Source organism: Gilliamella sp., assembly GCF_024104075.1.
Lineage (GTDB): Bacteria > Pseudomonadota > Gammaproteobacteria > Enterobacterales > Orbaceae > Gilliamella > Gilliamella bombi.
Map to the genome: position 1 here is coordinate 37,187 of NZ_JAGGHR010000010.1, position 23,194 is coordinate 60,380.

The following is a 23,194-nucleotide window of genomic DNA, read 5'->3' on the forward strand; positions in this document are numbered from 1 at the left end:
CACCTATTTTTGATTTGTTGAATTTAATACTGATAGACGAAGACTAACTGCTTGTTTATGAGCGGTTAGTTGTTCAGCCTCTGCCATAAGCTCAACGGCATTACCTATTGCTTTTAATCCTTCTGGTGTTAATTTTTGCACCGTCATACGTTTTTGAAAATCAGCAAGCCCAAGACTAGAATATGTGGCTGTATAACCATAAGTTGGTAATACATGATTGGTTCCTGATGCATAATCACCTGCTGACTCCGGTGACCAATCACCCAAGAAGATCGAGCCAGCACTAGTAATTTGCTCAACTAATTCATCCGCATTCGCAGTTTGAATAATTAAGTGTTCTGGACCATAGCGATTGCTAATAGCAACACATTCATCCAAATCTTTAGTTACAATAAGGCGACTTTCTTGTAATGCTTTTTTAGCGATATTTTGGCGCGATAGTTGCGTAAGTTGCTTATCGACTTCAATCGATACTGCTTGTGCTATTTTTTCATCAGGTGTTAACAAAATAACTTGTGAATCAGGACCATGTTCAGCTTGCGACAAAAGATCGGCAGCAATAAAAGCAGGATTTGCTGAACTATCTGCAATCACTAATACTTCAGACGGACCAGCTGGTATATCAATGGCTGCGCCATCAAGTCGCTGACTGACTTGTCGTTTGGCTTCGGTAACGTAGGCATTTCCTGGACCAAAAATCTTATCGACTTTAGGAACCGACTTGGTGCCAAGCGCCATTGCGCCAATGGCTTGTGCACCGCCTAATTGATAAACCTCGCTAACACCACATAATTGTGCCGCATATAAAATTTCGTCAGCAATGGGCGGTGGTGAACATAAAATAACTTGACGACAGCCAGCAATTTTAGCAGGTGTTGCAAGCATTAACACAGTAGATAATAAAGGGGCAGAACCACCCGGAATATAAAGCCCAACTGAATCAATAGGGCGCGTTACTAACTGACATTTTACGCCCGGCATTGTTTCGACCATAATGGATTGATAGGCTTGTGCTTGGTGGAATTTTTCAATGTTGGTAACCGCTAATTGCATGGCTTGTTTTAATTCAGGATTAACACGATTTGCGGCGGCTTTTATGTCTTCTTTTGTAAGCTTTATTTGCTCAATTTGGACTTTATCAAATTTGCGACTTAAAACCTTTAAAGCCTCATCGCCGTGCTGTTTTACTTGTGCCAAAATATCGGCTACTGCCTTGCTAATCGAATCCGAAGCATTAATTGCTGGGCGAGTAAGTAGTTTCCTGCGTTGATCGTCATCACATTGTTGCCAATAAGAGAGTTTCATATTATTACTCCATCATTTTTTCAATTGGTAATACAAGAATTGAACTTGCGCCTAATGTTTTTAATTTTTCCATGGTTTCCCAAAAAAGAGATTCACTACTCACCATATGTAGCGCAACTCGATTTTGCTCGCCTGTTAACGGTAAAATGGTTGGATTTTCGGCACCCGGCAATAGCGCAACAATATCATCTAACACCTCAGTAGGGGCGTGGAGCATAATATATTTGGATTCACGAGCTTGAATAACGCCTTGAATGCGTGTCATGATTTTATCGATTAACGCCTGTTTTATTGGTGACATTTCGCCTTGACGTTGAATTAAGCAGGCTTTTGATTTATAGATAACTTCGATCTCTTTTAGTCCATTGGCCTCAAGCGTTGCACCACTCGAAACCAAATCACAAATTACATCGGCAAGCCCAGCACGGGGGGCAACCTCGACCGAACCATTAAGCAAACATGTTTTAAAAGTAACATTATATTGAGCAAGATAACGGCGGAGCAGGTGAGGGTAAGTGGTGGCAATACGCAAATCATTTAAACATTCTGGTCCTGTATACTCAAAATCACGAGGTGCTGCGATCGACAACCGACAGCCACCAAAATCTAAACTGCGCAATTTTTTAAATTGTGGATCTTCGCCTTCGGCCTGTCTATCTAATACTTCCTCTTCTAAAACATTTTCGCCGACAATCCCAATATCGACAACGCCATCAATAACCAATCCGGGGATATCATCGTCACGAACACGCAAGATATCAATGGGCATATTTTCAGCAAAAGCAATCAAACGCTGTTCTTGAAGATTAATTTTAATACCACATTGGGCAAGTAACTTTTTTGATTCGTCACTTAATCGACCTGACTTTTGCATAGCAATGCGTAAACGCGAATTATCCAACATATCTTTCTCCAAAGTTATCTAAAAATTTATAAACTACAAACAAAAAACCCTCGGAAGTTTGATCTTCCGAGGGTTTCTGCTTGCTTTTGCGACATCACCGGAAGACCAAAGTCTTCCAGCACCAATTGCCCGAAGACTATTCAGGAATGATGGTGATGATGTGTACTAATAGCATTAGTAATAAAAACGCAAAAACAATTCATAAAAATAAAAAACCTTTAACTGAGTTGATAATTAAAGCTACTGAACAAAATATAACAGAATTTATTTGCTCGCAACTTTTTTTTGTTTTTTATGTAAAAAAATCTTTATACAAAAAATAGTCAACAAGTTTAGGTGTAAATTTTTAAAATAGCGTTATTTAATCACTTTTGACTGATGACTAACTTTATAACGGCAATAGAGCTCAAGTTTGTCTAAAAAATGTGGTAAGTTTTGGTCTGTAAATTCACTTTTTATAAAATAACACCCATCGCCTGTGATTTTATAAAATTCGATGATTTCTTTAAACGACATGACCATGTTTTCGAACGAGGTGAATTGATTTGAATTCATATAAATCGTTATAAACTGAAGCTGATTTGTTTTTTCTTTAATAGTAAATTTTTCAATAATATGATTATCATACAATTCTTGAACTCGCTGTCCAACAGCCTGTCCTGACAAATATACTTTTTCGCCAATTTCTTTCCATGATTGACGACTATTTTTTTTAAGTTCATCTAAAATAGCGCGATCTTTTTTATCCATACTTGTTTAGCTTTTTCATTTTGAAAGTAGGTAAGTAATAATACTTTCAATTCATTATGTAACAGATAGCGTAATTATCGCATAATTATCAACTCAAACATAATTTAAGGACAAAACAATGAAACAAGGGTTAATAATTATCGACGTACAAAATGACTATTTCCCAACGGGTAAATTTACTTTAAACAATACAGAATTAACTTTACAAAATACCTTAAAACTACAAAAACACTTTAGAGCACAACAATTACCGATCTTTTATATTCAGCATATAAAGTCTGATCCTCATGCGGATTTTTTTGCTAACGGAAGTTTAGGCGCTGAAATTCATCCAAGTTTGTTACCGCTTGGTAACTTGCATGAGTATCTTGTCAAAAAAACATTCCCTAATAGTTTTTATCAAACTGAGCTACAAAAAAAATTACAACAAGAACAGATCCAGCAGATGGTTATTTGTGGAATGATGAGCCATATGTGTGTTGACTCAACAACACGTCACGCATCCGAACTAGGTTATCAACCGATATTAATCCACGATGCTTGTACAACTTGTGATCTCGAATTTGATGGTAAAACGATTCCATCCCAAGTGGTACATAACAACTTTATGTCTGCCTTAACCAATTTTGCATCGGTTGTAAGTTGTGAAATGTTTGTTCAAACCAAACTGGCTATTTTATAAATTATAGCATTGTAATTAAATGATTATGGATAATGGATGCCAAAAAAGCGATAACATAATTATAAACAATCTAAATTGGCTCGATCACAAACCGAGCCTTTTACTCTTCTAACCCACTCAACCCTAAGTAAAGATCAGTCAGAAAAAGTATTTATTTTATTGAGGTTTTTATTCAACTGTTTTGTCAAAAAAACAACTAATATCTCCCACTCTAATACGCCAAATATTTAGCTAATACACTAAAGCGACCACTTCCTAGCAATGCTAAACTGAGTGCTGTTAGCGCCATAAAGGCAGGATATTCCCAACCGCCACCTGCGTTACTAAATGACCAACCATTCACTGAGTGAATAAATGTAATAACAATCATTTGAATCACTGCCAATAAACTAACAATGCGGGTTAAAATACCTAAAAGCAATAACAAACCGCCGCCAATTTCAAACATAATGGCTAAATAACCAATGAACCAAGGAAAGCCAAGTGATTGAAAATATTGCGCAGTACCTGAGGGAGTAAAGACGAGTAGTTTAGTAAAACCGTGCGCCAAGAACATGACACCCAAGGCAATTCGTAACATGAGTGAAGCTAAATCTGTTTGATATTGTTTCATTTTATTTTTCCTGTAAGTTAATTATTGTGATTGGTTAGCACCATTTGTTTATGATAATGGTTATTATTTTGTAGATAAATAAGCTATTATGTGACTTATTGTCAAAATAAGTGGGACAATTGTTTGGTGTTGGTGAAAGGCAGATGGATAGATCTAATAAATTACTAGAAATGATGGTTTTTGTGGCGGTAGTTGATTGTAATAGTTTTGTTGATGCGTCAGTTAAGTTAAATATGTCTAAGCAGGCAGTGTCACGTTATATTCAAGCATTAGAAAATCGCTTGCAAGTTCGGTTGTTACAACGTACAACTCGCAAAATGGTCATTACCCATGAGGGGCAAATTTTTTATTTGCAAGCTAAAGCCATTATTAATGCTATTACAGAAGCAGAAAATAGCCTCACTTTAGATCATGCAAGTCCACAAGGTATTCTTCGGGTTAATGTGCCTGTTAGTTTTGGTATTTTGCATTTGGCGCCTTTATGGCAAAAATTTATCAATAAATACCCTAAAATTGAGCTAGATATTACGTTGTCAGATCGTGTGGTTGATCTGCTTGAGGAGGGCTACGATCTTGCTGTTCGAATTGGTCGGCTAGAAAGTTCGTCGCTGATTAGTCGTAAGTTGGCAACTACGCAAATCATAGCCGCCGCGTCGCCTGATTATATTGCTAAATATGGCATGCCGAATGATCCTGATGATTTGTTGAATCATAAAATTGTGATGTATAGTCAGTGGGCTAAAAAAGAGCAATGGCATTTTTATAAAGACAATGCCCATTACTCGGTGAATTTAAAAGCGAATATCTATTGTAATAATGGCGATACTTGCCGCCAAATTATGTTACAAGGAGGTGGTATTTCGTTGCAACCTGATTTTATTATTGGTAAAGATATTAAAATAGGCCGTTTAGTTCGTGTTTTGTTGAATTATAAAGTCGAGGATTTGAATATTTATGCCGTTTATCCAAGCCGTAAATTATTACCGCTCCGAACTCGATGTTTAATCGATTTTTTAGTTAGCGAACTAAAAAATTATCAATGATCAGTTAGTTAAAACATAACAGTTATTATTTGATATGTAAAAAATCTTTAGACAAAAAATAGTCAAATGTATTACTGATTTTACAATAACACAGAAATGATTTACATTATGCTAGTTATTAATTGATTATTCAGAAACAATCTTTACTATATATTGTTTTCAAGATTTATTGTCATTATATGAATATCAATAATAAGGCTTTGTGGCAGCAATTCTATATAAATAAAGTAAATCAAATTATTATCTATAATAGGTATGTTTTTTTATAATGAATAACACATTATAAAAAAGCATCATTTAAGAAATTTTAGTGCAATATTAATTTTTACTATAATTTAACACTCATGTTTTATATTTTCTTATTGACTGTTTTTTAAAGAAATAAAACTCTATTATTAACAAGCTTAGAGCAAAGTTTTAATGTTTTTTTGAGTTTTTAAGACAGTTAGTAGATCTTGATTTACACAAGATCGAAAAGAATAAGTATAATAATACCTAAGTTACTATATTTTACATTTGAATATAACAAAGGTTTTCATTAAAGAATGTCTTTAATTAAACATAATGAGTGCGAAATCGCATTTAATAATATCAAGTTTCAACAACGAAAAATATCGTTTTACATGTAATAAATATATTTGATTTTGTTACCCACTTATTTTAGCTAGGTCTATAAATATAATATCTAATCTGAAGTTACCGACCATTTACCGAATTTGTATTTTTAGTAATATTATTTTAGGAGTTTTAAAAAATGAATCTGATCTGGTCAGCAGTTGGGCAAGTTGTTAGTTCTTGTCTTCCGGTTTTTTTGTTAATTTTTCTTGGTTGGTTATGTGTGCAGCAAGGGATCTTTTCGAAGGATTCTAAAAAATTATTATCAGGACTGGTATCAAACTTTGTCTTTCCTGCTTTACTTTTTGTGCATACGTCTCATGCTAAGCCATCGCAAATATTCAATGGCATTTGGATGATTGCATTTTTCTGTACTATGTCATTTTTATGGATAATTTGTTTTTTAACCAATAAATACATTTTGCATAAAGAGTTAAAGTCAACAGCTATGAATGCAATGCTATGCTGTTTTCCAAACATGGGCGGGATGGGTGTTCCTTTCTTGACGTTAATGTTAGGAGCCGCATCAACTATTTCCGTTGCGATTGCTAATTTTGTTGTTGCATTATCATTGATTCCAATGACAATATTTTTATTAGAACTTTGTGATACTAAATTGTCTGGTGGTAAAGTCACCGGTGGTATGATCTTTAGTGCAGTAAAAAATTCACTTATGAAGCCAATGTTTTTAGCCGTTATTTTAGGGTTAATTGTGAGCGTTACCGATGGAACTAAATGGCTACCACATTTTGTGTTTAACACTTTTGATATTATGTCAAATGCCTGTAACTTCATTTCACTTATTGCGGTCGGTGTTGGTATTCATGGTGTTAAATTGAAATTATCTAAACCATTAATGATTAATGTTGTGTTGAAAAGTTTTATTACACCAATTGTTGCACTTATTTCCGTATATCTATTTGGCATAACAGGTATGGAAGCAGAAGAATTAGTTTTCTTATTGGCAATGCCAACGGCATCAACAGCGGTTATTTTGGCTTACAATTGGAATGTTGAGCAAGAACAAGCATCAAGCATTTTCTTTGCATCAACAGTTTTATCTATCTTCATTTTACCAACCTTATTGCTTATTATGGACTTCACCATTCCAGGTGTTGCTTAATTAAAAGCTAAATATAAATGCTCTCATTTAATTTTAGATGAGAGCTTTTATTATCAATTACACGTTTCTTTGGCAAGCCATGCTGGAATTACTCGGGTTGTTTACAGTAATAATAACCACCGTATTTCAAAAATCAACTAAACTTGCTGCTTACAAATGAATGGAAAAGTAAAAAGAGTAATACCAACTTTGGATTAAAATACGGCATAATCAACAAGTATATAGTGATTCAAAAGGTGAAGACTAAGTCTTAATTGATTAATTATTATAATTTTGTTAACCCCCATAAGGTGATTTTAGAAAAAACGCCTTATGGGGTTTTGGAGTGGTTACTTAACCATGAAGTGTAAATAACCCAGTTTTTTTTCTACATATTAACAGTAGCAAGAAATGTAGCGATAATATTGGTAACTAAACTAAAAAGAGCCATTGTTTTTTTAGTTTATTAATTAGAAGCTATAGCGAACACCAGCTAATAAATCAATTGAACTTAGCTCAGCACTAGCATTAGTTCGATAGTATTCATTATGTTTTTTGATGTTTACTTTACCTGCATCCACATAACGAGCAGTGAAATCAACAACCATATTATTATTCAACTTATAAGCTACGCCAGCAGCAACATTCCATGCAAACTTTGTTTTTGTTTTTGATAATGAACGTTCATAATCAACACCATCAACAGAAACGTTATATTTTTCCTTATGGCTATTTTCTAGTTTAGTGAAGGCAACACCAAATCCCGCACCAATAAATGGAGTAATTGGTGAGTCAATATCGATATCATAATAACCATTTAACATTAATGTATTCATGCGGGCTTTGACTTTTTGAGTAGTACGAAGACGATATTCTTCATAATCAGTGTATCTATTTTCTTTTTTATCTGTATTGCCACGTAAGGTAAGAGATAATTCTACACGTGCAGGAATATCATAATTAGAAAAGTTGTAACCTAAATTTAAAGCGCCTGCTAATTTAGTTTTATGCATTGAGTCAAAAATACCATCGTTGATAACAGTGCCGCGACTATGATGTAAGGTATCCTTAATATTTTTCACTTTTATTATAGAAGCTCCTAATTGACCTCCTAGGTAAAGTTCATTTGTTTCAGCATAAGCAAAATTTGAAAAACAAGCAAAAGTTGTTAATGCAATTAATGTCTTCTTCATTTTTATTTCCTTTATTATGGTTGTTTAAAACTTGCTGATTATAAAGCAAATAAATTAAAAATCAATTTTAGGTATTAGGGAATTATTTCAACGAAAAACAAAAGCCGTAATTGTAACTATCCCTTAAAATAGTACAGTAAGAAAGTAGAAAATTCTCTATAGTAACAGATACTTGCCGAGTTAAATCTAAAATCGCAGCCTCAGGGAGAAATCATAAAAAAGCTGTAGTGCCCACAATGCAACGAAAAACATGGGCAAGAGAGCTACAAGCCACTAAATTAATCTCAATTGCCATTAGCTGTCACATTGTGTAATTAAGTCGTTGTGTCTGTTATTATCAATCTCACACAGTATCACCATATTTTATACTTGAATCTTGTACTAAATTTGGGGTATTCACAATAGTTACAAACTTACAAATATACAAAATTTAGGGTGGGTTTAGTTTACTATGAAGTGTAAACAACACGTTTTTTTCTACATATAAATTGATTTACAGGGGCTTTTATAATTAACAGACTACAATCGATAGTTTCCAATCCTCAATTTCTTTCCAATATTTTTTTTCTTGTTCTAAATCAAATAATATCAATTTATTATTTTCAACAAATTCCCGATTAATTTCTATAGTCACTTTAGTTAGTTTATTTTTTATTAATTTTAAACGAAATGCTTGTAAATTAATTTCTGTATTTCGCTGATTATTGATGAGTATAGATAATCTTAGGATTTGCATTAGCGGTATTATATGTTTGTATTCGAACAAACTAAAATAGGGTAGTGTATCTATATTGATAGTCTTTCTATGGTAACGTACAAGAGTAGACAAAAGTAATTGCTGTTCTTCGTTAAATCCGGGTAAATTACTGTTTTGTAAAATATAGCTTGAATGTTTATGAACTGAAGAAAAGTTAATTTTTAACCCTACCTCATGTAACAAAGCAGCCCAATATAAAATAGATTCAAGGCTTGCCGGAATAGATGTTGGTGCTTGTTGTTGCCATTGAGAAAATAAATATTTTGCAGTTTTAACGACTTGCGTAGCATGGCGTTGGTCTATATTGTAATGTTCAGAAAGAGTTTGCGCGGTATTTTGTCTAATATCTCGGAAATTAAGACCTCCAACCAACTCATAAAGCACCCCTTCACGTAATGCGCATGGGCTAAATTGTAAAGTATTTAATCCAAATGCGTTAAAAACCCCACTAAATATAGCTAGCCCGCTGACAAATACACTTTTTCTTTCACTAGAAAGTGAAGGGTAGTTAATATCTTGAAAAGAGTTGAATTCTAAAACATAACTAATTAAATCATCGAGCCTTTTTTGGGTAATAATTCCATCACAAACCCCAATATCTAATAAGATACGATAAATAGACTTGATGGTTCCTGATGTACCAAATGCAACAGTAATATTTTGTTTTTTTATAATATTAATCAAGCTTTCAATTTGTTGTTCGGCGGCAAGCTTTGCTCGTTCAAATGAAATAACGTTAATTTTTTTTTCATGAAAAAACTGTTTAGCATAAGTTATGCATCCCATAGGGCGACTAGCAACAATCAACGGCTTTAGATCATTTCCTCTACCTATAGCAATTTCTGTAGATCCTCCACCGATATCTATTACAAATTTAGTATCATTTGACGATGTTGGTTCTGATGTCATAGTACCTAAATAAATAAGACGTGCTTCTTCTTGTCCCGATATGATTTCTATAGGAAATGGAAATACTTTAGCCGCAGCCATTAAAAATTTATATCTATTTTTTGCAACCCGTAATGTATGAGTTGCTACAACACGAACATTTTCGGGAGGAAAGCCAATTAATCTTTCGGAAAATAGTGTAAGACATTCCAGACCTCGCATAATGCTTGATTCACTTAGATGGTTATTAGCATTAAGCCCTGTGGCAAGATGAATATTTTTTTTATTTTTATAAATGATCTGTATAGCACCATCTATAATACGAGCAATAACCATGTGAAAACTATTTGAACCAAGATCAACTACCGCATATTCATTGAATTTATTCACTTTAAATCCCTTATTCAACCGTTTCTAACTGATTCAAATAATCATAAATGGCATATTGTGCTCTAATTTTTTTCTTATTACCTCTTTGTACATAATTATTAGTTGCATCTTTATCAATAATACGAGCCTTTACATTATCATTGCATTGAATATTAAAAATATTATGGATAGTTGATTTTATTATTGGATCGAAGATTTTTACACCTACTTCAATACGATTATCTAGGTTACGAGGCATCCAATCAGCAGAAGAAATATAAGTATCTTTTTTTCCATCATTTTCAAAAATATACACACGAGCATGTTCTAAAAACTGATCAACAATACTTGTGACAGTAATATTTTCGCTTAAATTAGGAATTTGTGGTACCAAGACACAAGTTCCTCTTACTACAATTCTGATTTTTACGCCAGTGCAAGATGCACGATATAATTGATCTATCATATCTTTGTCGGTTATTGCATTAAGCTTTAAATAGATACCTGCTACTTTACCTGCTTTGGCATTATTTATTTCTCGTTGAATAAATTCATAAAATCTCAATCGGGTATTTTGTGGAGACACAAGTAAATGATGGAATGAAACTGGTTTAAATGGGTTTTCAATGAAATTAAATACATTTTTAACTTCATCTGTAATTACAGGATCTGCAGTTAATAACGAAAAATCGGTATAAATTCTTGCAGTCCTTTCATTAAAATTACCTGAACCAATATGGGCGTAACGAACAATTTCGTTATTCTCTTTACGATCAATCAAAAATAATTTAGCGTGGATCTTTAGTTTTGGTTGTGAATAGATAACTTTAATTCCACTACTAATTAATCGTTTTGCCCATTTTATATTTGCCTCTTCATCAAACCTTGCTTGCAATTCAACAACTACAGTGACCTTTTTACCATTATTGGCAGCATTAATGGCCGCGTGAATAAAGCGGGAACCTTTTGCAACTCTGTAGATATTCATGCGAATATGCGTAACAGATGGATCAAACGAAGCTTGGCGCATAATCTCTAATACATGTCCAAAAGAGTAATAGGGATAATAAAGCAATACATCTCGATCTTTAATCGCATCAAACGAATTACGAAATTGTTTAAATCGATTATAGCTTAGGCTTGGAATTTTTTTATTTAATAGCTTTTTTTGACCAAAATCAGGAAATTTCACAAGATCTTTAAAATTAGGATAGCGTCCACTTGGCATTGCGTCTTGTTCAGTTAATAACAATTTATTAATCAATAACTCAAATAATGCTTTTGGCATATCTTTTTGGTAAGTAAAACGAACTGGCTGAGCAGTCAAACGTTGTTTTAAACCTTGTGACATAAGTTCAAGCAAACTGTCTAATTCTGTGTTTAATTCGTATTCAGCATCTCTATTAATATTAATAGAATAGGCATTTAATTCTTTGGCATCAAAAAACACTTTAAAAATATCGGGTAAACAGTAACGTAATATGTTATCCAAAAAAATGATCGATTTATTTCTAGTTGAAACTTCTGACGGTAATAAAACAAAACGAGAAATATTATCCGTCGGTAACTCAAGTAACGCATAATTGGTTTGATCTTCACAAATAATTTCTACAGCCAAATAGGCATGATCATCTTTTAAAAATTGAATAAGTTCGGTATGACTATCGAGTAAAATAGGGGTAATATATTGTCTAAGATTTTGTTTATAATAGTTTTTTATCCAACCTTCTTGATAAGAAGAAAGTTGTCTTTCGTTAATCAAAAAGATTTGATTTCTCGCCATTTCTAATAATAGTTCATTATAAAGCTGGTCAAACTGTAATTCTAGTTGAATAACTTTTTGGTTTACTTGGCGTAATAAGTTTTTAGAGTTAGAAGATGAGTTGGCTTGTTCTTGTTCAATAAGTACATATTTTTTTAAGTTGGCAAACTGTACTTTATAAAATTCATCAAGATTACTTGAGTATATACCTAAAAAATGTATCCTCTCTATAAGTGGATTACTTTTATCAGCAGCTTCTTGTAAAACTCGCTGATTGAAAGATAACCAACTTAGTTCCTTAGGTAAATATACTTTTTCTTCGATCATTTTAATCTTTCAAATTCTATTAATAGTATTTTATACAGGATATCTTATGTAAAAAAAAAAGCTAGCATGTAGCTAACTTTTTTATTTCAGGACAAATAATAAGTATGCCGTTTTAAATACGGTGAACAGATGTTGTGTTAGTAGTTCCACTTGGTACTAAAGCACCAGATACCATTACAATGATATCACCTTGTTGTAAACCGCATACTTTCACAGCCATCTCTTTACCTAAACGATAAAAATCGTCAGTTGAGTTAATTGAATCAATTAAAATAGGCTCTACACCTTTTGTCACGGCTAACTGATTAACTGTCTTTTGACTTGAAGATAATGCTAAAATACGAGCTCTAGGAAAATAATGACGAACTTCCCTAGCTGATTTACCGCTACGAGTTGCTACAACAATTAATGGAGCATTTAAACGCTCAGCAATTTCTACAGCACCACAGCAAACAGCTGAAGTTATACTCAACTTTTCTTCTTTTGATGTCAATTCTAACGATGCTGGAATTATGCTATCAGTTCGGTTACAGATAGTTGCCATAACATTCACAGTTTCGAGCGGATATTTACCTTTAGCACTTTCACCCGAAAGCATAACTGCATCTGTACCATCAATAATTGCATTAGCTACATCACCAGCTTCCGCACGAGTTGGACGTGGGTTTTTAATCATTGAATCAAGCATTTGTGTTGCTGTTATGACTGGTTTAGATGCTTTATTACATTTTTTGATCATCATTTTTTGAGCAAAAATAACTTCTTCAACAGCGATCTCAACCCCTAAATCACCACGTGCAACCATAATACCGTCAGAAGCATCAAGAATTTCATCAAAATTATCTAAACCTTCTTGGTTTTCAATTTTAGATATAATTTTAATGTTTTCACCACCATGAGCTTTTAAGTGAGTACGAATATCATCTACATCAGAACGTTTCCGAATGAATGATGCAGCAATAAAGTCAACACCTTGTTCACAACCAAAAATCAGGTCATTTTTATCTTTTTCTGCTAGTGCTGGCAATTTAATTGAAACTCCAGGTAAATTAATACCTTTATTTTCACCGAGTTCACCGTTATTTAAAACAGTACAAATAACCTCATTACCTTTAATTTCTTTAACGTCCATAGCAATTAAGCCATCATCAACTAAAACACGATTACCTGGTTTAAGGTCATGCGCAAAACCATCGTAAGTTACGGCTACACGGTCTTTGTTTCCGATAACATTTTTGTCTGTAGTAAACGTGAATGTTTGACCTGCAACTAGGGATACATCATTACCGCCTTCTAATTTAATAGTGCGAATTTCAGGGCCTTTGGTGTCTAGCATAATAGCTGCTTTTAAACCAGTTTCTTGCATTACTTCACGTAAATTTTTGATACGGTTGCCATGTTCTTCGTAATCACCATGCGAAAAATTTAAACGCATAACATTCATGCCTGCATTTAATAATTTTGCTAACATTTCTTTTGATTCAGATTTTGGTCCGATCGTACAAACAATTTTTGTCTTTTTCATAATAGTATCTACTTAGTAATTTATTTAATGTTAAGGTTAATGTTTTAATTCAATTTAAAAAATTCGATAAACCAACTTTTTGCAAAAAAAAAACCAATGGCAAAGCATTGGTAGTTTTATTGGTTAAAAAAGGTATTTGTAGCTCAATATGGCTACCAAAATCACATAAAATCTTTGAAGAATATAATAATTTCATCAATAAGTTAAACCCTTTAAAATTCTTCTTATTATATTCTTAACAGTATTTTAAATAAAGTATTTTATCTTTAATATATTTTGTTATTTATAATAACATACTAAATTATAGCAACTAAACATTTGGCTTACATTAAGTCTTTAAGTTGATAAATTAGTTCATTATTGTTATTTTTCAAGGTTAGTTGATTATTTTTTAAATTGATTTTTGTACCTTCAGTAATTAAGTTCTCAATAATATAATCTAATTGATTTAATTGATCATCATTACAAAGCATTTTAGTCATCACAATTCCACTACCTTTTATGCTACCGTTGTCTAAAGTAACTTTACCAGAAAAATGGTTACACATTTTACCTGTAATTGTCATATTTTCCCCAAATATAAGCTCTGCTTGATCATCTAACGGAATATCTTGACCATTTACTTTAGTGAGTACAAAACGGTGGTGCATGAGGTCGGTCTCTTGTAAAGTACTTGAGTCATTACATCCTGATAAAGCCAATAAAGCCATAAATAGAGCAGTTAACAAAAACGTTTTTTTCATTTGAACTCCTAATAATAGGTTAAATTTGTTATAATCGTGTATTAATGTAACTATAATTGAAATATCTGAAACGCTATGCTATCTCAACAGCAATTAAAAAATCTTGATTCAATGACTTTCTTAAATAAGCATAAAATAATCAAATTAGCTAAGAAAAGTCAAACTATAGCTGATATAGATTCCGCCATACAAAATGCTAACTTACATTATCAAAGCAGACTAGAGTCGTTACCGAAAAATATTATTTTTCCCAAAAATTTGCCTGTGACTGAAAAAAAACAAGAAATTTATGATGCTATTAAAAATAATCAAGTAGTTATAGTTGCAGGTGAAACTGGCTCGGGAAAAACAACACAGATTCCCAAAATCTGTTTAGAATTAGGCTTAGGTGTCAAAGGCTATATTGGTCATACCCAACCAAGACGATTAGCAGCACGTTCAGTAGCTAATCGTATCGCTGAAGAGCTAAAAACAGAGATAGGGCAGTTAGTTGGTTTTAAAGTCAGATTTTCTGATCATGTCAATGACACAACTCTGATTAAATTAATGACTGACGGAATATTGCTTGCTGAAATTCAGAAAGATAAATTCTTACTACAATATGATACTATTATTATTGACGAAGCACATGAACGCAGTTTGAATATTGATTTTATTTTAGGCTATCTTAAGCAGTTATTATCTAAACGTCCAGACTTAAAAGTCATAATAACATCAGCGACTATTGATGTGGAACGTTTTTCTAAACACTTCAATGAGGCTCCAATTATTGAAGTATCGGGTCGTACCTATCCAGTCGAGGTTAGATATCGTCCCCTAATCCTAAAAGAAGATGATAATAATGATAAAAGTTTTGATTTTCAACCGATTATAGATGCCATTGATGAATTATCAACTGAAAGTCTTGGGGATATATTAATCTTTTTAACAGGAGAACGAGAAATTCGAGATCTTGCCGATACACTTAATAAGTTAGAACTTCGTCATACGGATATTTTGCCATTATATGCAAGGTTATCAGGATCAGAACAAAATCGAATTTTTCAATCACATACTAAACGTCGAATTGTCCTTGCTACTAATGTGGCAGAAACATCGTTAACCGTTCCGGGTATTAAATATGTGATCGATTCGGGGTTAGCCAGAATTAGTCGTTATAGTTACCGAACTAAAGTTCAACGTTTACCTATTGAACCAATATCACAAGCCTCTGCCAATCAGCGTAAAGGACGTTGTGGACGAACATCTAATGGTATCTGCATACGTTTATATGATGAACAAGATTTTTTATCTCGCCCCAAATTTACCGAACCCGAAATATTACGGACCAATTTAGCTTCAGTAATATTACAAATGACATCATTAGGCTTAGGAGATATTGCCGCTTTTCCTTTTGTTGAAAAACCTAATTCAAAATATATTCGTGATGGACTTCGCTTATTAGAGGAACTTGGGGCAATTCATACCATACAGAATAGATATCATTTAACTGAAATAGGTAAAATTTTAGCACAATTACCAATTGATCCAAGATTAGCTAGGATGCTGGTTGAAGCAAGGCGCCTAGGGTGCATTAAAGAAATAATGATAATTACTGCTGCTTTATCGATTCAAGATCCAAGAGAAAGACCTTATGATAAACAGCAAGCTTCTGATGAGAAACATCGTCGTTTTGTTGATAAAGAGTCAGATTTTATTTCTTTAATTAATTTATGGAACTACATTAAAGAACAGCAGAACGTATTATCAGGGAATCAATTTAGACGATTATGCCAAAAAGAGTTTTTAAATTATCTTCGAATTCGAGAATGGCAAGATGTCTATACGCAAATTAGACAAACAATTAAGCAATTAGCGTTTCCGATTAATAGTAAAGAGGCTGATTATAATTCATTACATATCTCGTTACTAAGCGGTTTACTATCTCATATTGGAATGAAAGAGCTTGAAAAGCGTGAGTATATAGGTGCACGTAATATAAAATTTGCAATTTTTCCTAATTCAGCACTTTTCAAAAACCAACCCAAATGGTGTATTGCTAGTGAACTTGTTGAAACAAATAGATTATGGGGAAGAACAGCAGCAAAAATTGAAGCTGAATGGATTGAACCTATAGCTAAACATTTAGTGAAATATGACTATAACGAACCTAGGTGGTCTAAAAAGCAGGGCACAACAATAGCAAACGAAAAAGTAACTTTATTTGGGTTACCAATTGTTACTAATAGAATAGTAAATTACAGCAAAATTGATCCTATTCTAAGTCGCACTCTGTTTATTCGACATGCATTAGTTGAAGGTGATTGGTTCACAAGTCATAAATTTTACAAGCAAAATCAAAAATTGATTAATGAAGTTGAAGATTTAGAACATAAATCACGTCGTCAGAATATTTTAATTGATGATGATGAATTATTTGATTTCTATGATAAACGCATAGATAAATCCGTTATTTCATCTAAACATTTTGATAAATGGTGGATGCAGAAACAAAAATCTGATCCTGATTATCTTAATGTACAAAAAGAGATGCTGATCATGCAATCAGCACAATTAATTAACTTAAATGATTTTCCTGATTTCTGGTATCAAGATCATTTTAAGCTAGCACTTAGTTATCACTTTGATATTGGTCATAACCGTGACGGCGTCACTATAAAAATTCCACTTGATATCTTAAACCAAATTAAAAACAAGGGATTCGATTGGCAAGTGCCAGGTTTTAGAAAAGATTTAATAATTGCATTAATCAAATCATTGCCTAAATCTTTACGACGAAACCTTGTCCCTGCACCAAATTATGCAGATGCATTTTTAGATAGGGTAGATACTACAGAAAAACCGCTTCTTGAATGCTTAGAAAATGAATTTCATAAAATGACTGGTGTGAAAATTACATCAGAAAATTGGCAATTAGAGCAAGTCCCTGAACATTTAAAAATGAATTTTAGTATTATTGATAGTAATAATAAGGAAATTGCTTCAAGTAAAGATCTTGATATGCTAAAACAGCAACTCAAAACTCAACTTCAACAAGCTTTATCATCTATTACTATTAATAAAAAAGATAACTCAATTGAGCAAAATAATTTGACAGATTGGACATTTGGAAAACTTCCTGATGTTTATGAAGAAAAACAAAAAAACTATACTGTTAAGGCTTATCCAGCTATTATTGATAATCAAAATTCCGTAAGTATAAAGTTAGTTGATAATCAATCAGAGCAACAAAGATTAAATAAATTAGGTTTAAGACGCTTATTAATGCTTAATATTCCTTCTCCAATCAAGTATTTACATGAAAAATTACCCAATAAATCGAAATTAAGTTTATATTTTAATTCGTTTGGTAACGTGTTAATGCTTATTGATGATTGTATCGCTTGTGGTATTGATTATTTAATTGAAACAAATAATAAAGCAATACATTCAACTGATGATTATCAGCAATTACTTGATTATACTAAAGCTCATATTAATGAAATAGTTGTTGATATTGCTAAGCAAGTCGAATCAATACTAACTTTGCATTTTAGCATTAATAAAAAGTTAAAAGGGCGCGTTGATTTATCTTTAGCATTTGCCTTGTCAGATATCAAACATCAACTTAATAGATTAGTTTATAAAGGATTTGTTACTCAATCAAGTTATAGAAGATTGAATGATATCTCTCGATATTTATCGGCAATTGAGAAAAGAATTGAAAAATTATTTCAAAATATGGCAAGAGATAGGCAATCAATGAGTATTATAGAAGATGTTCAGAATCAGTATGATAATTGGATTAATAGTTTACCAAACAATCAACGATCGGACACTAAAGTGACAGATATCCGTTGGATGATTGAAGAATTAAGAGTAAATTTATTTGCGCAACAGCTTGGTACATCATATCCAATTTCAGCAAAACGCATCAAGCAGCAAATTGATGTAGTTGAATCACAACTATAGCTTCATGCAAAAAAATAGGGCGCTTATGCGCCCGATTGTCTATATAAACTATCGATACAGATCTACAAAAACAGTTATATTTGGACCATTTGAATCATGGGCAATTCTAGCAATATGATAATACTTGGCCCCAGCATCAATAGCTCGTTTACCCGCTTGATAAGAAATTTCCTGATCAGTTACATAGTAACCTCTGAATTTAATTGTATCAAACGCAACCATTTTTGCTGCAGTTGCATCATTCAATTCTTGGATCTTTCGTCCATCGGGGAGGGTGACAGTGTAACGTGTAATGCGTTGTGGCTCAGTTGTTATCGTCGTAACTTGAGATGCAGAAGCATTAGTTGTTGCAGAAGTTGTTGCTTTTTGTGTGGCTTGATTAATGACTTTTACTTTATTATTAAATTTATCGGCATAAAATTTTTCATTAAAAGCTGAAGGAGAATAATAGCCAGGTTTTTCTACCTGCATAGCCGCATCACCACCTTGTGCAAGAGCTTGTTGACCAGCTTCAGAGTCATATGGAATTGCATCCTCAGGTTGAAGTTTACGTTCAGGTGCATCTTTCTTAAACAAATAAGCAGCAACTTGTATATTACTACCTAATTCACTACGTGAATCAATATAATAAGCATAAGCACCTTTTGCTGATGCTTCTCTAGCAATTGCTTGGTTAATATCATATTCACTAGGAAAATAACCACGAATACGCACAATGTTGAAAGGCTCTAAACGTATGGCTTTAGATTTTGGATATTCATAAATACCTTCAAACTTGCGAAGGCTTTCAGCTTGTTCTTCTGCTTTAGGAGCATCGGCTTTATATAATTTCGCATACACAATCCTTAAAGTATCATTAGAAGGACTGATATTAGTTGTGGTTATATAAAAGGAAGCAGCTCCTTCTTTATCCGCAGCTCTCGACATTGCCATGATATAATCACTATCAGTATAAAAAGCTCCGCGGATAGTTATACTTTTAAATGACTGTAAACCTTTAGCTTGTTGCTCCGTTAATTGTTGAGCAGCAAACGAAGAAAAAGAGGTTAGGGACATAGCAACTACAATAAGCGTGTTCTTTAAACTTGCCATATATTAAGACCTTACAAAATTTATTCTGATTATTTTAACATAAATAAATCTAATTACCTAAATCTATTAAACCGTTTAAATTTTTGATAAATAAATATTTTCCTCTAGCTAATAAAATATTTTGTTCTTGCAACTTTGATAAATTTCTGCTAACCGTTTCAATTGTTAAACCTAAATAATTAGCGATATCGGCTCGGCTCATCATGAGCTTAATATTCAATGAAGAATGACCTTTCTTTTCATAACGCTGATAAAGTGAATAAATAAAAGTTGCTACTCGTTCATCAGCCTTTTTTTGAGAATAGCATAATACTAATTTTTGGTAATTATAAATATCAGAGCTTAACAAATTAAACACAAGGTCTCTAATATTTTTTTGGGTATCAACTAACGACATCAGCTCATCATAATAAAGCTCACAAACCAATGTATTACTAAGAGCTTGAATATTATTATTATACACTTGAGTTGCAATTGAATCTAAACCAACAATATCTCCTGGTAAATAAAAGCCATTAACTCGTTGATGATTATCAGAAGTTGTAACAAAAGTTTTTAATGCACCCGAATGAATAATATAAAATTTAGTAAAGGGCGTATTAGATTTTGCTAGGATTTCATTTTTAGCATAAGATATTTTTCTTTCTAATATACTGTTTAATTTATTGTTAAGCAACATGGGAATGCAGAAAGATCCCATACTACATAATTCACATGGAACGGAATAACTTTTTGAACGTAATGTCTTAAAAATATTTTGCATATTAACGAAAGGAAATAATTAAAATTTATTAATTTATTAGAGTAGCATATTTTATAATAAAACAACAATTGCTCATTAATTAATATTTATATTTATTCGTTATAAAATATTATTTAACATAATATACATTATTTTAACGTATTGATTTTATTTATTTTATTTATTTGTTGTTTATTTATAGGTTGATTATAGGGTTGGTGGATTTGGCAGTCTAAATTTAAATTGACTGCATTATTTTATGGTTTGTATCTACAGAATTCACGTACGTTTATCATAGTTCGCATAATGTAAAATGCGTTATGTTGAAGTCGCAGATTGTAAAATGTTGGCCGACGCAGTCGGCTAACAATCAAGAATTTAGCATAACGTCATTATGCGCACTTTTTTTAAGGTTGAACTATATATAATAGTTCAACCTTGTAACAATATGTTACAAATAGATTATTATTTATACAATTCCGTTTGTCGCTTTTTGAAGATTTTTGGGTATGTTCGATTAAAAAATAATCGCTATTTTATTTTTTTATCAGAATGGATAATGTCTTGTACTGCATCTTTTGCGTAGTTATCTAGAATGTATGTGGCTAATTCTGTCCACGACACTGATTTTCCTATTTTATAACTTAAATCTACAGCTAATCTTTCAATTTTAAGTTTTCTTTCTGCGCTGATTGCTAAACTTGTTCTTTTTGGTGTTGTCATTTTTACCCCTTTATGTTTGCTTGTATACAATATTGTATATCATCATTCATATTTTAATGCTTGAGTGTCTACATGCACGTTTATTTATGATAATTTTGCATTATTGTTTAAGTGTATGCATTAATGCAAATATGATTGATTTATTGCTATTACGAATACCTTTTAAAAATAAGTTTGTTTTGCAAACAAAATCACATGATGATGTTGGTGGTCGTTATGGGCAATATGTCGATCTAATGGAAATTTGCAAATTATCAGGTTGCGCACTTGGTGCTCGTACTGTTGAGTTTTGCATTGATGGTGATTTGCAGGTTCGAGATCTTAATCATCCATTTGAATCTTTACCGTCTAGTTTTGCAAGTTTAGCGGTGAAAATTCATGCTGGCTCTATAACTATGAAGCCGTGCGTCGAGATAAAGGCGAGTCCTGCCAAATTATTACAAGGTCATAATGTTTTTGGTTCTGAAAATTTAGAATTATGTGCAACTGAATTATTGAGCGGTTTAGCGTATGGTATGCCTAAACTGTTTGATTTATTAGATATTTCTAACACTAATTTAGACTGGATTGATGTTACTTATTCGGCTCATGTTGATAATGAGCTAATAGCTCAACAAGTGATTGATTCATTGAAAAATGTTACTAATGGTCAAACAAAAAAATCACGTTATAACAGAGAATATCAAACTACGGTGGAATGGAATACAGGTAGCCAACTTAAATCATTGAAAGTTTATCTTAAATTTTACGAAGTCATCAATCAATTATCAGAATTAGAAAAATTATCATTATCTAAACCGCAAGATCATTTATTACAACGAAAAATCAAAATCTTATCAAATCCTGAGTTAATTAATTGGGCTAAAAAATGCGTTAGATTTGAAGCACGGTTAAAGCATAGTTATTTAGAAAAGCATAATATACCCAGAAATTTATTTAAATTTATTAAATATCAACAAGATAAACAAAACAATGGCATTAATATTATTAAAGAATTATGGCAGACAGCATTTAATGACATCTTGACAGCAGTTAAAGGCGCAGAAATGAATATTTATGATGATAAACGTATACGAACATTATTAAATGATAGTTATTTTACTATTACTAGAACAGGAAAAATTTCATATTCAAAAGCTAATCGAATTTATGCATTTTATCGATCATTACTAAATGATGGTTATCAATTCGTTAAGAACTCAATGAATCGCATGTCATTTTATAGATATGAAAATGACTTATTGTCGATCGGTTTAAGTAAAATGCAATTACAAAACTTACAACAACAAAAAAATAACGTAATTCCTCTTTGCAGGGTTATTAATATCGATTTTAGTCATCAGCGTCCGGATTGGTACGTTGAACCGACATCATTTTATGATGATATGAAAAATTTGGAATATTTAAAGGCTGTTTAATGATTAAGTGAATTTAAATTGACGACATGATTTTGTTGGTTGCATCTACAGAATTCACGTACGTTTATCTTGGTGCGCATAATGTAAAATGCATTATGTTTAATTCGTAGGCTGTAAAATATTGGCGACCGAGCAGGGCGCAGACAGCCAAGAATTTAGCATAATGCCATTATGCGAACTTAATCGCATATTATATTTTCTTCTTTTAATAAATTTTTAAGCTCTTCAATTGTTGGAATATTTTTTACGTTAAATCGATATAATTGTAATCCTGCACTTGCCAATATTTTATTTTTTTGTAGATCATTTTTTTGAGATGTTGGATTTTTATGGCTATTATCATCTAATTCAATTAAAAATAATGGTTTACATGATAAATCAGTAATCACAAAGTCAATGCTTTTCCCCCCGATTTTTTTAAATAATTCAAATCTTTTTTTGTTATTTGAGTGTTTAGGTTTAACTAGTCGATTTAATGCAACTTGATAACTTATTGTATAATTATCTTGGGGATAGGCTTTCTTTAATCTATTGTATAATACTTGTTCAGGTCTTGTTATGACCTTTTCATATTTTACATATGAATAATCATTCTTGTTGATTAATGAAATTTTTGTGATTGCAAAAACTCCAATTACAATTAATAATGTCAAAAAAATCAAATACATTTAACAATTTTCCCTTTTTATA

Annotated in this window: 18 protein-coding genes and 1 other annotated feature; of the genes, 5 read left to right on the top strand and 13 right to left on the bottom strand. The window is 32.2% G+C overall.

What is annotated here, in order from left to right:
* Positions 1-3: 3 nt before the first annotated feature.
* The 3 genes from hisD to J6569_RS04575 form a co-directional block, all read right to left on the bottom strand.
* Positions 4-1,305: a histidinol dehydrogenase gene (gene hisD, locus J6569_RS04565; RefSeq protein ID WP_296317838.1), complete on the bottom strand. Its 1,302-nt coding sequence runs from the start codon at positions 1,303-1,305 to the stop codon at positions 4-6.
* A gap of 4 nt (positions 1,306-1,309) precedes the next feature.
* A complete protein-coding gene (gene hisG, locus J6569_RS04570; RefSeq protein ID WP_085164043.1) occupies positions 1,310-2,209 on the bottom strand; it encodes an ATP phosphoribosyltransferase in 900 nt (299 codons plus the stop codon).
* A 39-nt stretch (positions 2,210-2,248) separates the two neighbouring features.
* Positions 2,249-2,368: a sequence feature (His leader region), on the bottom strand.
* A 198-nt stretch (positions 2,369-2,566) separates the two neighbouring features.
* The gene (locus tag J6569_RS04575; protein WP_065590964.1) at positions 2,567-2,959 is read right to left on the bottom strand and encodes an AsnC family transcriptional regulator; all 393 of its coding nucleotides are present in this window, start codon (positions 2,957-2,959) and stop codon (positions 2,567-2,569) included.
* A 118-nt stretch (positions 2,960-3,077) separates the two neighbouring features.
* On the opposite strand from J6569_RS04575, the gene J6569_RS04580 reads away from it, so the two are divergent.
* Positions 3,078-3,641, top strand: coding sequence for a cysteine hydrolase family protein (locus J6569_RS04580; protein ID WP_034913065.1), 564 nt, complete (start codon positions 3,078-3,080; stop codon positions 3,639-3,641).
* Between the two features lie 211 nt (positions 3,642-3,852).
* Here J6569_RS04580 and J6569_RS04585 read toward each other — a convergent pair whose 3' ends face one another.
* Positions 3,853-4,254, bottom strand: coding sequence for a DoxX family protein (locus J6569_RS04585; RefSeq protein ID WP_034913068.1), 402 nt, complete (start codon positions 4,252-4,254; stop codon positions 3,853-3,855).
* Positions 4,255-4,397: 143 nt separating this feature from the next.
* On the opposite strand from J6569_RS04585, the gene J6569_RS04590 reads away from it, so the two are divergent.
* Both J6569_RS04590 and J6569_RS04595 read left to right on the top strand, forming a co-directional pair.
* Positions 4,398-5,297: a LysR family transcriptional regulator gene (locus tag J6569_RS04590; RefSeq protein ID WP_296317840.1), complete on the top strand. Its 900-nt coding sequence runs from the start codon at positions 4,398-4,400 to the stop codon at positions 5,295-5,297.
* A gap of 754 nt (positions 5,298-6,051) precedes the next feature.
* On the top strand, positions 6,052-7,035 hold the full coding sequence (locus J6569_RS04595; protein WP_065590963.1) for an AEC family transporter: 984 nt from the start codon (positions 6,052-6,054) through the stop codon (positions 7,033-7,035).
* Positions 7,036-7,484: 449 nt separating this feature from the next.
* On the opposite strand, the gene J6569_RS04600 is transcribed toward J6569_RS04595, so the two are convergent.
* The 5 genes from J6569_RS04600 to J6569_RS04620 all read right to left on the bottom strand — a co-directional run bounded on the left by J6569_RS04600 (position 7,485) and on the right by J6569_RS04620 (position 14,578).
* The gene (locus J6569_RS04600; RefSeq protein WP_296317842.1) at positions 7,485-8,207 is read right to left on the bottom strand and encodes an outer membrane beta-barrel protein; all 723 of its coding nucleotides are present in this window, start codon (positions 8,205-8,207) and stop codon (positions 7,485-7,487) included.
* 511 nt (positions 8,208-8,718) lie between these two features.
* Positions 8,719-10,242: an exopolyphosphatase gene (locus J6569_RS04605; protein ID WP_296317844.1), complete on the bottom strand. Its 1,524-nt coding sequence runs from the start codon at positions 10,240-10,242 to the stop codon at positions 8,719-8,721.
* 10 nt (positions 10,243-10,252) lie between these two features.
* Positions 10,253-12,310 (bottom strand): polyphosphate kinase 1, encoded by a 2,058-nt coding sequence (gene ppk1 / locus J6569_RS04610; RefSeq protein ID WP_296317846.1) that lies wholly within the window; start codon positions 12,308-12,310, stop codon positions 10,253-10,255.
* Positions 12,311-12,422: 112 nt separating this feature from the next.
* Positions 12,423-13,835 carry a pyruvate kinase PykF gene (pykF, locus tag J6569_RS04615; RefSeq protein WP_174798283.1) on the bottom strand — a complete coding sequence of 471 codons (1,413 nt, stop codon included), beginning with the start codon at positions 13,833-13,835 and terminating at the stop codon, positions 12,423-12,425.
* A gap of 323 nt (positions 13,836-14,158) precedes the next feature.
* A complete protein-coding gene (locus J6569_RS04620) occupies positions 14,159-14,578 on the bottom strand; it encodes an META domain-containing protein (protein ID WP_065590958.1) in 420 nt (139 codons plus the stop codon).
* A gap of 75 nt (positions 14,579-14,653) precedes the next feature.
* Here J6569_RS04620 and hrpA point away from each other — a divergent pair, with 75 nt between their 5' ends.
* Positions 14,654-18,529, top strand: a complete 3,876-nt coding sequence (gene hrpA / locus J6569_RS04625) for an ATP-dependent RNA helicase HrpA (protein WP_296317849.1) — start codon at positions 14,654-14,656, stop codon at positions 18,527-18,529.
* Between the two features lie 48 nt (positions 18,530-18,577).
* Here the strand turns inward: hrpA and J6569_RS04630 are convergent, their stop codons facing one another.
* From J6569_RS04630 to J6569_RS04640, 3 genes are all read right to left on the bottom strand, one after another.
* Entirely contained in the window at positions 18,578-19,621 is a 1,044-nt protein-coding gene (locus J6569_RS04630; protein ID WP_085164050.1) for a YdgH/BhsA/McbA-like domain containing protein, read from the bottom strand.
* 49 nt (positions 19,622-19,670) lie between these two features.
* Entirely contained in the window at positions 19,671-20,384 is a 714-nt protein-coding gene (locus J6569_RS04635; RefSeq protein WP_238786377.1) for a helix-turn-helix domain-containing protein, read from the bottom strand.
* A gap of 510 nt (positions 20,385-20,894) precedes the next feature.
* On the bottom strand, positions 20,895-21,086 hold the full coding sequence (locus J6569_RS04640) for a hypothetical protein (RefSeq protein WP_160431143.1): 192 nt from the start codon (positions 21,084-21,086) through the stop codon (positions 20,895-20,897).
* A 131-nt stretch (positions 21,087-21,217) separates the two neighbouring features.
* On the opposite strand from J6569_RS04640, the gene J6569_RS04645 reads away from it, so the two are divergent.
* Positions 21,218-22,504 carry a phage/plasmid replication protein, II/X family gene (locus J6569_RS04645; protein WP_296317853.1) on the top strand — a complete coding sequence of 429 codons (1,287 nt, stop codon included), beginning with the start codon at positions 21,218-21,220 and terminating at the stop codon, positions 22,502-22,504.
* A 179-nt stretch (positions 22,505-22,683) separates the two neighbouring features.
* On the opposite strand, the gene J6569_RS04650 is transcribed toward J6569_RS04645, so the two are convergent.
* Complete coding sequence (locus tag J6569_RS04650; RefSeq protein ID WP_296317855.1) at positions 22,684-23,172, bottom strand: DUF2726 domain-containing protein; 489 nt, start codon at positions 23,170-23,172, stop codon at positions 22,684-22,686.
* Positions 23,173-23,194: the final 22 nt, after the last annotated feature.